Annotated in this window: 10 protein-coding genes; 6 read left to right on the top strand and 4 right to left on the bottom strand. The window is 50.3% G+C overall.

Features of this window, described 5'->3' with window-relative positions; all coding sequences use genetic code 11:
- Positions 1-136: 136 nt before the first annotated feature.
- Positions 137-1,783, bottom strand: a complete 1,647-nt coding sequence (fumB, locus tag OGY17_RS12255; RefSeq protein WP_008784695.1) for a class I fumarate hydratase — start codon at positions 1,781-1,783, stop codon at positions 137-139.
- Between the two features lie 262 nt (positions 1,784-2,045).
- Here fumB and manA point away from each other — a divergent pair, with 262 nt between their 5' ends.
- Positions 2,046-3,221 (top strand): mannose-6-phosphate isomerase, encoded by a 1,176-nt coding sequence (manA, locus tag OGY17_RS12260; protein ID WP_286607348.1) that lies wholly within the window; start codon positions 2,046-2,048, stop codon positions 3,219-3,221.
- Positions 3,222-3,327: 106 nt separating this feature from the next.
- Positions 3,328-4,836, top strand: a complete 1,509-nt coding sequence (locus OGY17_RS12265) for a YdgA family protein (protein WP_111466340.1) — start codon at positions 3,328-3,330, stop codon at positions 4,834-4,836.
- A 47-nt stretch (positions 4,837-4,883) separates the two neighbouring features.
- On the opposite strand, the gene OGY17_RS12270 is transcribed toward OGY17_RS12265, so the two are convergent.
- Complete coding sequence (locus OGY17_RS12270; RefSeq protein WP_048226587.1) at positions 4,884-5,912, bottom strand: Mal regulon transcriptional regulator MalI; 1,029 nt, start codon at positions 5,910-5,912, stop codon at positions 4,884-4,886.
- A gap of 169 nt (positions 5,913-6,081) precedes the next feature.
- Between OGY17_RS12270 and malX the strand changes: the two genes are divergently transcribed.
- The 3 genes from malX to OGY17_RS12285 all read left to right on the top strand — a co-directional run bounded on the left by malX (position 6,082) and on the right by OGY17_RS12285 (position 10,404).
- Complete coding sequence (gene malX, locus OGY17_RS12275) at positions 6,082-7,674, top strand: maltose/glucose-specific PTS transporter subunit IIBC (RefSeq protein WP_111465678.1); 1,593 nt, start codon at positions 6,082-6,084, stop codon at positions 7,672-7,674.
- A gap of 10 nt (positions 7,675-7,684) precedes the next feature.
- A complete protein-coding gene (locus OGY17_RS12280; protein WP_286607352.1) occupies positions 7,685-8,857 on the top strand; it encodes a MalY/PatB family protein in 1,173 nt (390 codons plus the stop codon).
- Between the two features lie 197 nt (positions 8,858-9,054).
- Positions 9,055-10,404, top strand: a complete 1,350-nt coding sequence (locus OGY17_RS12285) for a sensor domain-containing diguanylate cyclase (protein ID WP_008784689.1) — start codon at positions 9,055-9,057, stop codon at positions 10,402-10,404.
- A gap of 44 nt (positions 10,405-10,448) precedes the next feature.
- On the opposite strand, the gene OGY17_RS12290 is transcribed toward OGY17_RS12285, so the two are convergent.
- Positions 10,449-10,865 (bottom strand): hypothetical protein, encoded by a 417-nt coding sequence (locus OGY17_RS12290; RefSeq protein WP_020996420.1) that lies wholly within the window; start codon positions 10,863-10,865, stop codon positions 10,449-10,451.
- 442 nt (positions 10,866-11,307) lie between these two features.
- Between OGY17_RS12290 and add the strand changes: the two genes are divergently transcribed.
- Positions 11,308-12,309, top strand: coding sequence for an adenosine deaminase (gene add, locus OGY17_RS12295; protein WP_153687206.1), 1,002 nt, complete (start codon positions 11,308-11,310; stop codon positions 12,307-12,309).
- A 104-nt stretch (positions 12,310-12,413) separates the two neighbouring features.
- On the opposite strand, the gene OGY17_RS12300 is transcribed toward add, so the two are convergent.
- Complete coding sequence (locus tag OGY17_RS12300) at positions 12,414-13,454, bottom strand: oxidoreductase (protein WP_071446495.1); 1,041 nt, start codon at positions 13,452-13,454, stop codon at positions 12,414-12,416.
- Positions 13,455-13,478: the final 24 nt, after the last annotated feature.

Consider the following 13,478-nt stretch of genomic DNA (forward strand, 5'->3'; position numbering starts at 1 on the left):
GCTCCTTACATTAACAGTTGATTAGGTTATGTTTCGACATTGCCCATTTGCATTGGTCTTATGAGTATTAACGAGGATAAAGCTGTCGTTTGGTGGTTCGTGCGGTAAAAAAAACCGCCCCGAAGGGCGGCTGACGTTACTTAACGCAGCGTGCGCACTGCGACGTCTGAATTTGCTTGAAGAAATCGTTGCCTTTGTCATCTACCAGGATAAATGCCGGGAAATCTTCTACTTCAATTTTCCAGATGGCTTCCATCCCGAGTTCCGGGTATTCCACGCACTCCAGGCTCTTGATACTGCCCTGAGCCAGCACCGCGGCGGGGCCGCCAATACTGCCCAAATAGAAGCCGCCATGTTTATGGCAAGCATCGGTCACCTGCTGGCTGCGATTGCCTTTCGCCAGCATAATCATGCTCCCACCAGCGGCCTGAAGCTGGTCAACATACGAGTCCATACGTCCGGCAGTGGTTGGCCCCAGCGAACCAGAGGCATAGCCTTCCGGCGTTTTTGCCGGACCTGCGTAATAGATCGGGTGATCTTTAACATACTGCGGCAAACTTTCGCCGTTATCCAGACGTTCTTTCAGTTTCGCATGCGCAATATCACGGCCAACGATAATTGTACCGTTGAGCGACAGACGCGTGGAAACCGGATACTGGGAAAGCTGAGCCAGAATCTCTTTCATCGGACGATTGAGGTCAACGCGCACCGCTTCCCCCTCTCCCGCCTGGCGCAGTTCTTCCGGTATAAATTTCCCAGGATTATGTTCCAGTTTTTCGATCCAGATACCTTCGCGGTTGATCTTGGCTTTGATATTTCGATCGGCTGAGCAAGAAACGCCCATACCAACCGGACACGACGCGCCGTGACGCGGCAGGCGGATCACGCGGATATCATGCGCGAAGTACTTCCCGCCAAACTGCGCGCCAAGCCCCAAATTCTGCGCCTCAATCAGCAGCTCTTTTTCCAGCTCAACATCGCGGAATGCCTGACCATGTTCGTTACCTTCTGTCGGCAATTCGTCGTAGTATTTTGCAGAAGCCAGTTTGACCGTTTTCAGCGTGGCTTCTGCCGATGTTCCACCGATTACGAACGCGATGTGATACGGCGGACAAGCCGCAGTGCCCAACGTACGCATTTTCTCAACCAGGTAATCTTTTAATTTGCCCGGCGTTAGCAGCGCTTTGGTTTCCTGGTACAGATAGGTTTTGTTCGCCGAACCACCACCTTTGGCAATACACAGGAATTTGTATTCATCTCCGTCGACGGTATACAAATCGATTTGTGCTGGCAGGTTGGTACCGGTGTTCACCTCTTTATACATATCCAGCGCTGCGTTTTGTGAATAGCGCAGGTTGTCTTCGATGTAGGTGTTATAGACGCCTCGTGCCAGCGCCTCCTCATCGCCCCCACCGGTCCAGACACGCTGACCTTTTTTACCCACGATAATCGCAGTTCCGGTGTCCTGACAGGTCGGCAAAATGCCTTTTGCCGCGATGTCAGAGTTACGCAGGAATTGCAGGGCCACATATTTGTCGTTTTCGCTGGCCTCCGGGTCGCGCAGAATATCAGCTACCTGCTGTTGATGTGCGGGACGCAGCATAAACGACGCATCATGAAAGGCCTGACGAGCCAGCAGGGTTAAGGCTTGCGGTGCAACTTTAACAATCTCCTGCCCTTCAAATTCGGCAACAGAGACATAGTCGCTGGTCAGCAGATAGTATTCGGTATCATCCTTTTTGAGGGGGAAAGGATGCTGATAATGAAAGGGTTTGTTTGACATTGTGCTCTCACTTACTGCTCGGTCTGGTTATTCTCTGGGCAGATGTTCCATTGCCCTGCTTCCCTGCCGCAGATCCGGTTGTAGAAGGAAGAGCTTTCTGCAACCGGAATTACTCAGGGTATTAAAAGCGAGTCACCATATCCTACACATTTTTTTAACAAAAACTGAGACAAGTACGACTTTTTACATGTGCAGGTTACTTCCCTCAGGGTTTCTTGGTTTAATAGCCGTAGAAAATTCAACATTGAAACAGGGCTTGATAATGCAAAAACTCATCAACTCAGTGCAGAACTACGCCTGGGGAAGTAAAACGGCGTTAACGGAACTCTATGGCATTTCCAACCCCACTCAGCAACCGATGGCTGAGTTGTGGATGGGCGCGCATCCGAAAAGCAGTTCGCAGGTTCTGGGCGCTGACGGTCAGACGGTTGCTCTGCGCGACGTTATCGAGCACGATAAATCCGCACTGCTAGGCGAAGCCGTAGCGCAACGTTTTGGTGAACTGCCCTTCCTGTTTAAAGTACTCTGCGCTGCTCAACCGCTTTCGATTCAGGTTCATCCTAACAAACACAATTCTGAAATTGGATTCGCCAAAGAAAACGCCGCGGGGATCCCGATGGATGCCGCCGAGCGCAACTACAAAGATCCTAACCACAAACCAGAACTGGTATTTGCTTTGACGCCTTTCCTGGCGATGAACGCATTCCGCGAGTTCTCTGACATTGTTGCATTGTTACAACCCGTTTCCGCCGCACATCCAGCTATTGCACATTTCCTGGAAGAACCGAGTGCGGAACGTCTGAGCTATCTTTTCGCCAGCTTGCTGAATATGCAGGATGAGGAGAAATCCCATGCGTTGGCGATCCTGAAATCAGCGCTGAACAGCCAGCAGGGTGAACCCTGGCAAACCATCCGTCTGATCGCTGACGTCTACCCGAACGACAGTGGGCTTTTCTCCCCGCTGCTGCTCAATGTGGTGAAACTCAATCCAGGCGAGGCTATGTTCTTATTTGCCGAAACCCCGCACGCTTACCTGCAAGGTGTGGCGCTTGAGGTGATGGCTAACTCGGACAACGTGCTGCGTGCCGGACTGACGCCAAAATATATTGATATCCCGGAACTGGTCGCCAACGTGAAGTTTGTCGCCAAGCCAGCAAACCAGTTACTGACCACGCCGGTTGAATCTGATGGTGAACTGGACTTCCCAATCCCGGTTGATGATTTTGCGTTCTCCCTGCATGAGCTTACTACCAGTGGCGCAGATATCAGCCAGCAAAGTGCGGCTATTTTGTTCTGCATCGAGGGTGAAGCCGTGCTGAGCAAAGGCGAGCAACGTCTGGTTCTGCGACCGGGTGAATCGGCCTTTATTGGCGCGAATGAATCGCCGGTTAACATCAGTGGCGCAGGTCGTTTAGCCCGGGTTTATAACAAGCTATAGCAAGATACTGATATTTTTAACAACTCTTGCTAAGCTGTAGTGTGTTAAAGACATGTCACTCCTCCAGGCGTCTTCAAACGCCTGGTTTTATTTTATGGATATCGAAATGAAAAAATCGCTGGTAGCTGCGGGTGTGGTGGTTGCGCTGGGTATCGTCTGGACGGGCGGCGCCTGGTACACAGGTAAGAAACTTGAAACGCATCTCGCCGAGATGGTGACACAGGCAAACGATCAGTTAAAACGTTTCTCCCCTGAGGCGGGCATTGAACTGAGTTATCAAAACTACCAGCGCGGGGTGTTCAATAGCCAACTGCAATTGGTGGTGAAACCAATCGCCGGGCAGGCAGATTCCTGGCTAAAACCGGGGCAAAGTATCGTCCTGAATGAAACCGTCGATCACGGTCCATTCCCGCTGGCGCAACTGAAGTCATTGAATCTGGTCCCGGCTATGGCCTCCGTGAAAACGACGCTGGTCAATAACGACGTTACCAAACCGCTGTTTGATATTGCCAAAGGTGAGTCGCCATTTGTCATTAACTCCCGTATCAGCTACAGCGGCGATACCCGTTCCGATCTCTCCCTCAAACCACTGAACTATGAGAAAGGCGACGAAAAAGTAGCCTTCAGCGGCGGGGAATTCCAGTTTACAGCAGACAAAGAAGGTAATGCTGTCTCGCTGACAGGCAATGCGCAAAGCGGTGTGGTCAATGCGGTCAACGAGTATGACCAGAAAGTACAAATGACTTTCAATAACCTGAAAACTGAGGGTTCCAGCAGTATTGCCAGCTTTGGTGAGCGCATCGGCGACCAGAAATTGTCACTCGATAAACTGTCGATTTCCGTCGAAGGTAAAGAGTTGGCGGTTCTGGAAGGCATGGGTATTGATGGTAAATCCGATCTGATCAACGACGGTAAAACTGTCAACAGCCAGCTGGATTACACGCTGAACAGTCTGAAATTACAGGGTCAGGATATGGGTAGCGGTAAACTGACGCTGAAAGTTGGCCAGATTGACGGTGAAGCACTACACCAGTTCAGTCAGCAATATAGTGCCCAAACCAAGGCACTGATGGCGCAGATTGATGTGGTACAAAATCCTGAGCTTTATCAGCAAAAAGTCACTGAAGCCTTCTTCAATGCGCTGCCGATTCTGATGAAAGGCGAGCCGGCTATCACCATTGCCCCGCTGAGCTGGAAAAATGCAAAAGGTGAAACTGCATTTAATCTGTCACTGCTGCTAAAAGATCCGACAGCAAATACTGAGGAACCACAAACGCTGGCTCAGGAAGTGGATCGTTCGGTCAAATCACTGGATGCTAAGCTGACGATTCCGGTTGATATGGCGACTGAGTTCATGACGCAGATTGCCAAAATTGAAGGCTATCAGCAGGAGCAAGCGGCCGATCTGGCGAAGCAACAGGTGAATGGCCTGGCGGCAATGGGTCAGATGTTCCGTATTACAACGATGCAGGACAACGTCATCGGCTCCAGCCTGCAATACGCAAACGGCCAGGTTACGTTAAACGGACAAAAAATGCCGCTGGATGAGTTTGTTGGCATGTTCGGTATGCCTTCTCTCGGCGAACCGGATGCCCCGGCTATTCCGCAACAGTAAATACACGTGACAACAGGCCCGATAACCGTGTGTTTATCGGGCCTTTTTTATTTTGCCACCACCAGACGGGCGGAAAGCGTTAAGTTACGCGAATGACCATCATCGTGCCCAATGCGCTGTAGCATGCGCTCAGCAAGGGTATAACCCATTTCACGCGCGGGCGTGCAGGCCCAAATAATGGGGATATCGTCCAGTGCATTTTCCGCTACATCGGCAAATCCGGCTAACGAGATCTGCTGTTCGAAGTAGCGATCTACGCCAATTTCACCACTCTGACGCCCTGCTCTCATCAGGCCAAACCAGGCGCCAACGGCTATGGTTTCGTTGTAGCACACCACTGCGCTGATCGTTGGGTTACGACGTAACAGCGCGGTCACCTCCTCTGCGGCCTGCTTTTGGCTGGATGAGCACTCCAGCACCCAGTCGCTATGAAACGGTAAACCATACTTTAGCAACGTCGTACAATAGCCGCCGACACGCTCTGCGCGGGTCAATGAAGAACTCTGCCCCCCCAACCACGCGATGCGCTGATGCCCATGGCGTATCAGATGTTCAACCAGCAATTGCGCTGCCTGCATGTTGTCAGGTCTGACGGTGTCAACGTCATCCAGGTAGCTGGCCCGAGACGCAAACACTACCGGAATCCCCTTATCGGCGGCCAGTTGTTGTAGGTCGTCGCTACTGCCGGCAGCCCCGGCGATCACCACACCATCAACCCCTTGATTAAGCAGCATAGCGAAACGCTGCGCCAGCTGTTCGCCATCTCTGCCACCATGTAATAAAAAAACCATGCGCCCCTGCGCTTCTAATGCTTCCGTCAGACCCGCTGTCAACTCGGCGTAAAACGGGGTGGAAAGGTCGCGCACGATCAAACCAATTACCCCGCTCTGGCCGCCACGCAGTGCTGATGCCTGGCGATTACGCACAAACCCCAGTTGCTCAATAGCGGCATTCACCCGTTCGCCGGTCGCGGATGAAATACGGCCTTTTCCACTGAGCACCAATGAGACGGTACTAACCGAAACGCCCGCGGCCAGCGCAACATCATGGATGGTTATTTTTTTGGCTATAGCCATAAAAACGGAAAACTCCCTGATAACGTGACGGATAAAACGTTTTATCAATCACTTATATTTATACGCCCTATTATCGTTCGATAATGTGATTTATACCGCACTAAAATTAGGTAAAACGTTTTATCTTCTCGCCATCATTAGTCAGCTAGCTTTTACGAGGAGTCGTTTGATGACGACGAGAACCACACCAAAAATTACGTTATGGGAATTTTTCCAGCAGTTGGGCAAAACCTTTATGCTGCCCGTGGCTCTGCTCTCATTCTGCGGGATCATGTTAGGGATCGGCAGCTCGTTAAGTAGTCATGATGTCTTAACGCTGATTCCAGCATTGGGTAATCCGGTACTGCAGGCTATTTTTACCTGGATGAGCAAAGTAGGCTCATTTGCGTTTAGCTTCTTACCGGTGATGTTCTGTATTGCCATACCTCTCGGCCTGGCCCGCGAGAACAAAGGCGTAGCGGCATTTGCCGGTTTTGTTGGTTATGCGGTGATGAACCTTGCCGTCAACTTCTGGTTAACCGCGAAAGGTATCTTGCCTACCACCGATGCCGCGATCCTGAAGGCCAACAACGTGCAGAATATCCTGGGGATCCAGTCGATCGACACCGGGATCCTCGGCGCTGTTATTGCCGGGATCATCGTCTGGATGCTGCATGAACGTTTCCACAACATTCGCCTGCCGGATGCACTGGCCTTCTTCGGCGGTACCCGTTTTGTACCAATTATCTCTTCGGTGGTGATGGGACTGGTCGGCCTGGTCATTCCCCTGGTTTGGCCGGTTTTCGCCATGGGCATTAATGGGCTCGGCCACATCATCAACAGCGCGGGCGAATTTGGTCCAATGCTGTTTGGTACCGGTGAACGTCTGCTGCTACCGTTTGGTCTGCATCATATTCTGGTGGCGCTCATTCGCTTCACCGAAGCTGGCGGCACGCAGGAAGTCTGCGGTCACAGCGTGAGCGGCGCACTAACTATTTTCCAGGCTCAACTGAGCTGCCCGACAACACAAGGTTTCTCTGAAAGCGCAACCCGCTTCCTGTCGCAGGGTAAAATGCCGGCGTTCCTCGGTGGTTTGCCGGGGGCAGCGCTCGCTATGTACCACTGTGCTCGCCCTGAAAATCGTCATAAAATTAAAGGGCTGTTAATTTCTGGTCTCATTGCCTGCGTGATCGGCGGTACAACCGAACCACTCGAGTTCTTATTCCTGTTCGTTGCCCCTGTTTTGTATGTAATCCACGCCCTGCTGACCGGTCTTGGTTTCACCGTGATGGCGGTGTTAGGCGTCACCATCGGCAACACGGACGGTAACCTGATTGACTTTGTTGTATTCGGCATCCTGCACGGACTCTCTACCAAGTGGTATTTGGTTCCTGTCGTGGCTGCGATCTGGTTCGCGGTGTACTACGTGATCTTCCGTTTCGCCATCACACGCTTCAATCTGAAGACCCCGGGTCGGGACGTCGAAATTGCCAGCAATATCGATAAAGTCATGGCGGGAGCACCGGGTAAATCCGGTTACAACGTCCCTGCCATTCTGGCGGCGCTGGGCGGTGCGGAAAACATTGTCAGCCTTGATAACTGCATTACCCGTCTGCGCTTGTCAGTAAAGGATATGTCGCTTGTGAACGTACAGGCACTGAAGGACAATCGCGCCATTGGCGTAGTGCAACTCAATCAGCATAATCTTCAGGTTGTTATTGGTCCGCAGGTCCAGTCAGTGAAAGATGAGATCGCAGTTCTGATGAACACCGTACAGGCTTAAGGACAACAATATGTTTGATTTTTCAAAGGTTGTGGACAGGCATGGTACCTGGTGTACTCAGTGGGATTACGTTGCCGACCGTTTTGGTTCAGCCGACCTTCTGCCGTTCACCATCTCCGATATGGATTTTGCCACCGCCCCCTGCATTCTGGAGGCGCTGACTCAGCGCCTGTCACATGGCGTGTTGGGTTACAGTCGCTGGAAAAATGATGAATTTCTGGCGGCGATTAGCCACTGGTTTCTATCGCGTCATAATACCCAAATCGATCCTGAGTCGCTGGTTTATGGCCCCTCGGTCATCTATATGGTATCGGAGCTAATCCGCCAGTGGTCTTCTGCGGGTGATGCGGTGGTTATTCATACGCCGGCTTACGACGCGTTTTACAAAGCGATTGAAGGTAATCAGCGCCAGGTATGCGCTGTCGGACTTGAAAAACGCGCTGACGGCTGGTTTTGCGACATGGTTGCACTAGAGAAAGCCCTGTCCCGGCCTGAAAGCAAAATTCTCCTGCTTTGCAGCCCGCACAACCCAACCGGTAAGGTGTGGACGCGCGATGAACTGGAAACCATGGCGGAGCTGTGTCAGCGCCACGGTGTAAAAGTCATCTCTGATGAGATCCATATGGATATGGTATGGGCAGACCAGCCACACATCCCGTGGAGTAACGTCGCGCGCGACAGTTGGGCGCTGTTCACCTCCGGTTCAAAGAGCTTCAATATTCCGGCATTAACCGGGGCTTACGGGATTATTGAGGATGAGCAGAGTCGCAACGATTACCTCAGTGCGTTAAAGGGTCGGGATGGTCTTTCCTCACCTGCAGTGCTCGCGCTTAGCGCACATATCGCAGCCTACCAACAGGGCGCTAGCTGGCTTGATGCGCTGCGGGATTATCTTGCCAGTAACCTGGATTACATCGCGCACGAGCTGAATAACGCATTCCCCGAACTGAACTGGCAGGTTCCGCAATCCACCTATCTGGCATGGATTGACTTGCGTCCACTCAACCTTGATGACCACGCACTGCAGGAAGCACTCATCCATCAGCAGAAAGTCGCCATCATGCCCGGATACACATACGGAGAAGAAGGACGCGGTTTTGTGCGCCTCAATGCCGGATGTCCACGTTCCAAACTTGAAAAAGGCGTTAAGGGGTTGATTAACGCCATCCGCACAATACGTTAAATAGTCTTGCGCAATGAAGAACTCATTGCGCAACTCCTTATATAAAAAAACAAATCTGTTTTTTATCGTTTTTTTAATACCAATTCCTCCCTGACTTTTCCTGCCAGTCAAAATCAACAGCAATAAAAATCAAAAAGACAAAATACAAAGCTGAGAAGATAGCCGAAATATAGCGCTGTTTTATATACATAAAAATCATGAATACAACACAAATAAACATTCACAAAAAGAATTTAACTTTTTTTTTACTCCTGTCCCTAACGACATCCATTTTTCTTTGGTATATCCCTTTTAGTAATCAGCGTTATAGCCTCTCTTTTTACCCGGTTATTGCAACCTTTGCTGGTGTATTGCACATTCAGACGGGGTGCTTTATGACGATGAATTACATGAGTTATCGGCGCAAAAAATATCTTTTACCCCTGGCCTGCGCGTTTTATTTCTCGGGGGTTTTCTTATTTCTTGCGCTCTATATTTATTTTTATAAAAACGGCCTTCCTGGTGTCATCTACAATGACATTGCTGTTTTATACTTTATGAGGAACATGTTAATTACGGGGTTGTTTTTTGCAACATACTATTTATATACGTTTAAAAATAAAAAAGAAAAACATGGTAAAACAGTTATTTACGCCACTTATTTATGGTGCATGTTGCATCTGGTAATGGCTATCCTCTACTCCATCCGTATTACGCCAATATCGTTTCAGTTGGTTGACACAGAAACGTTTGAATGGCTTAGACCCTGGCGTGGTAGCTTTATTTATGTCCTCATTATCTTGTGGACCTGTATTGTTTTATTAGGGGCAAAATTAACCCGGCTAAAAACACAGTTTTGGGTAAGTATGTCACTGGTTGCTCTGAGCAATCTGTTAAGTGTCATCATTATGCTGAAGTACACACATATAGACTCCGCTGGATGGTATCTCGCCAGAGGCCTGGAGTGCCTTAGCGCAATGGCCGTGATGATCGTGCTCATGTCTGATATTTTCAAGCGCTACAAAGCCTCACGTCAGGCCTATGAATTATCCTATGAAAATTCAGTCCGCGACCCGATGACCCGACTTTTCAACCGTGGCTATTTTTATAACGCACTCAGCAATGAGATTAAAATGACAGCGCCCCATAAACCCCTGAGCATTGTCTTTTGCGACATTGATTTCTTTAAGTCGGTCAATGACACCTGGGGACATTTACAGGGTGACAGAGTGATAATTAAACTGTCAGAAATTATGCAGCGACTGAGTCGGCGTAACGACATCGTAGCACGCATTGGCGGAGAAGAGTTTGCTATTTTGCTACCTGAAACTAACGCTGATGCAGCATTTGACATCGCAGAGCGAATCAGAAAACACGTAGAACAACAAACTCAGGCGACGACTAAAGGTGATTTTCCACGCATCATCACCATCAGCCTGGGTATCGTAACCTCGGTTGATAACCGTTCAGCCCCCGAACAACTTGCTGATTGCGCAGACCGCGCCCTGTATATGGCAAAAAACCGAGGCCGTAATTGCGTTGTGGCTTATTCTGGCGAAGAAGTTTAATAGCAAAGGAAAAGATCACCACCAGGGCGATCTTTTCCTCATGATCAGTTGGTAATTTTCATGTGCAGCTGGAATGCGTTGGTTTTCCCCTCATCCTTCGCCGCGCCTTTTTGATATATTTTGATGGTATACTTACCGCTGGCAGGCAGCGTATTTTTATAAGTGTCACCACTCATCATGCCATCAAAAATGAATTGTTCGCCCGGTGCAATAATACTCATGAAAGGATGAGGCCAGGCGCTTTTCAGAACTGCTTGCATGGTCTGCCCTTTTTTGGCGACAAACGTATAATCTTTTGTTTTATCACCCGTAATTGTCCCCTTGATATCTGCGCCACTGGTACCTTTCTTAAACTGGATTACATGCGTTTCATCCGCTTTATACGCCGCATGCGCAGGCACAGTTGCCAGCAGCAAACTTCCACAGAACATTGTACTGACAATTAACTTTACACTTTTCACTTTATTAATACCCTCAGTCGTTATTGTGTTTTTATAACATACCTTGCAGCACATTCATAAACTGGAAAGTGTCCATTTTTCGCTATTAGCAATGTTATTCAATAAATATCCGAATGAAATAACACTGACAGACAGTAATTAAATAAAAACGAGGTAAATAATCTTAAATTAAAATCATTTTATTACACACATGCTGCAGGAAATGCGTTATTGCTTACTTTACGCCCGTCTTACCACCGCAAGGCAAAAGCATCGTGATACGGTCTCAAGGATCAGGGAGTCGGAACACCACTCTGTTGGTACGCTAACAGCATGGTCAACAATTTGGCGATGCTTGCTTCCCCATAACCCCGAACTCTGCACTGCTTTTTTTAAAGTTTTTAGAGGAACATTTTTCTGTTGTATAATGGCCTGCACTTTACCTAAATACACGAGTGCGACCATGATTGATACTTCCCTCCCCCTGACCGACGTCCATCGCCACCTTGATGGTAACATCCGTGCACAAACGATCCTGGATCTGGGCCGTCAGTTCAACTTAACGCTTCCGGCACAAACGTTGGAAACGCTGATCCCTCATGTGCAAGTCACATCAACTGAGCCAGATTTAGTGAGTTTTTTATCCAAGCTCGACTGGGGCGTGAAGGTACTGGCCTCGCTGGATGCGTGTCGTCGCGTGGCATTTGAAAATATTGAGGATGCAGCACGTAACGGCCTGCACTATGTTGAACTGCGTTTTTCCCCAGGTTACATGGCGATGGCGCATCAGCTCCCGGTTGCAGGTGTGGTTGAAGCCGTCATCGCAGGCGTACGCGAGGGCTGCAAGACCTTTGGCGTCGAAGCACGCTTAATTGGCATTATGAGCCGTACTTTCGGCGAAGCCGCCTGTCTGCAGGAACTGGATGCGCTGTTAGCCCACCGAGACCATATTACGGCGCTGGATCTGGCCGGTGACGAACTGGGGTTCCCGGGCAGCCTGTTCCTGTCTCACTTCAACCAGGCACGCGATGCCGGCTGGCATATCACCGTACATGCGGGCGAAGCCGCGGGACCAGAAAGCATCTGGCAGGCCATTAAAGAGCTAGGCGCTGAGCGTATTGGTCACGGCGTTAAAGCCATTGAAGATCGTGCGTTGATGGATTACCTCGCCGAGCACCGTATCGGCATCGAATCCTGCCTGACATCAAACATACAGACCAGCACCGTTGCCTCACTAGCGAACCATCCGCTGAAAACGTTCCTTGAGCATGGCGTTATCGCCAGTTTGAATACGGACGACCCGGCTGTTCAGGGTGTGGATATTATTCACGAGTACACCATTGCCGCACCAGCTGCAGGCCTAACGCGCGAACAGATCCGTCAGGCCCAAATCAACGGTCTGGAAATGGCATTCCTGAGTAACGAGGAAAAACGAGCCTTGCGCGAGAAAGTCGCCGCAGCGTAACAGGTAAAGTGCCGGATGGCGCTAACGCTTGTCCGGCCTACGTTGGTTTTCATTGTAGGCCGGATACGATGCCAGGAAAGTATCGCCTTGCGCCATTTACCTAATCAGGCAAGGCACAGCGTCGAACGATGTTTCGCAGATTCTATACCCAGCTCAATCAGCTCCATAATTTGGATAGCCTGTCTCGCCGGTACCGGGTTTTCACCGTTGCCGTTTAGCGCATCCCGAATGCCAGCATAGTACGCCGGATAGTTGCCCGGTACGGTCAGCCAGGTTTCTTCAACCTGCTCTTCGCCTTCGACTCGCGTCAATACGCCATCGCGCATATCATAACCCCAGTCTTCCTGAGGCAGGCGCTCGCCATTTTTCAGGCGCTCTTCCTGCGGGTCAAGACCATACTTCACATAGCTGCCACGCGATCCATGCACAATATAACGGGCCGATTCTGCGGCAGCAAGCATGGTGCCATGCAGGATCACACGACGCTGCGGATACGTCAGGATGGCATGGAAGTAATCCGTCGCCTGCGCGCCCGGACGCAGCTGGGCCAGGTCTACCGTCAGGCTGACGGGCAAACCAAACAGATTAATCGCCTGATCCAAAAGATGCGGTGCTAAATCGTACCAGATACCGCTTCCCGGACCGCCCTGTTCACGCCAACGGTCACGAACCTGTGGGCGGAAACGATCGAAATGGGATTCGAAATACGCTACCTCACCTAAAACACCATCCGCCAGCAGAGCTTTCAGCGTCAGAAAATCACTGTCCCAGCGACGGTTATGGAATACAGACAACACACGCCCCAGGCTACGTGCCAGCGCATCCAACTCACGAGCTTGTGACAGTGTCACGGTAAAGGGCTTATCAACAACCACATGTTTGCCCGCTTCCAACGCTGCTTTCGCTAACGGAAAGTGCGTGTCGTTTGGCGTGGGGATCACAATCAGGTCGATATTTGGATCGTTAAAAAGATGCTTAGGCTCAGCAACAACCGCCACCGTCGGCCAGTCTGCTTTCACTTTTGCTTCATCACTACTGGACACTGCAGCCAGTTCCAGACCCGGCGTGCCCACAATCAGTGGGGCATGGAAGGTTTTGCTGGCATAACCGTAGCCAATTAGCCCAACGCGGATGTTGTCACTCATGTTATTGCCTCTCAATTCAGGACT

Origin of the sequence: Citrobacter sp. Cpo126, from assembly GCF_030332445.1 — a bacterium.
GTDB lineage: Bacteria > Pseudomonadota > Gammaproteobacteria > Enterobacterales > Enterobacteriaceae > Citrobacter > Citrobacter portucalensis.

Excerpts from the sequence above, each read along its gene's own strand:
- fumB (WP_008784695.1), bottom strand. The coding sequence starts at position 1,783 with ATGTCAAACAAACCCTTTCATTATCAGCATCCTTTCCCCCTCAAAAAG.
- manA (WP_286607348.1), top strand. The coding sequence starts at position 2,046 with ATGCAAAAACTCATCAACTCAGTGCAGAACTACGCCTGGGGAAGTAAA.
- OGY17_RS12265 (WP_111466340.1), top strand. The coding sequence starts at position 3,328 with ATGAAAAAATCGCTGGTAGCTGCGGGTGTGGTGGTTGCGCTGGGTATC.
- OGY17_RS12270 (WP_048226587.1), bottom strand. The coding sequence starts at position 5,912 with ATGGCTATAGCCAAAAAAATAACCATCCATGATGTTGCGCTGGCCGCG.
- malX (WP_111465678.1), top strand. The coding sequence starts at position 6,082 with ATGACGACGAGAACCACACCAAAAATTACGTTATGGGAATTTTTCCAG.
- OGY17_RS12280 (WP_286607352.1), top strand. The coding sequence starts at position 7,685 with ATGTTTGATTTTTCAAAGGTTGTGGACAGGCATGGTACCTGGTGTACT.
- OGY17_RS12285 (WP_008784689.1), top strand. The coding sequence starts at position 9,055 with ATGAATACAACACAAATAAACATTCACAAAAAGAATTTAACTTTTTTT.
- add (WP_153687206.1), top strand. The coding sequence starts at position 11,308 with ATGATTGATACTTCCCTCCCCCTGACCGACGTCCATCGCCACCTTGAT.
- OGY17_RS12300 (WP_071446495.1), bottom strand. The coding sequence starts at position 13,454 with ATGAGTGACAACATCCGCGTTGGGCTAATTGGCTACGGTTATGCCAGC.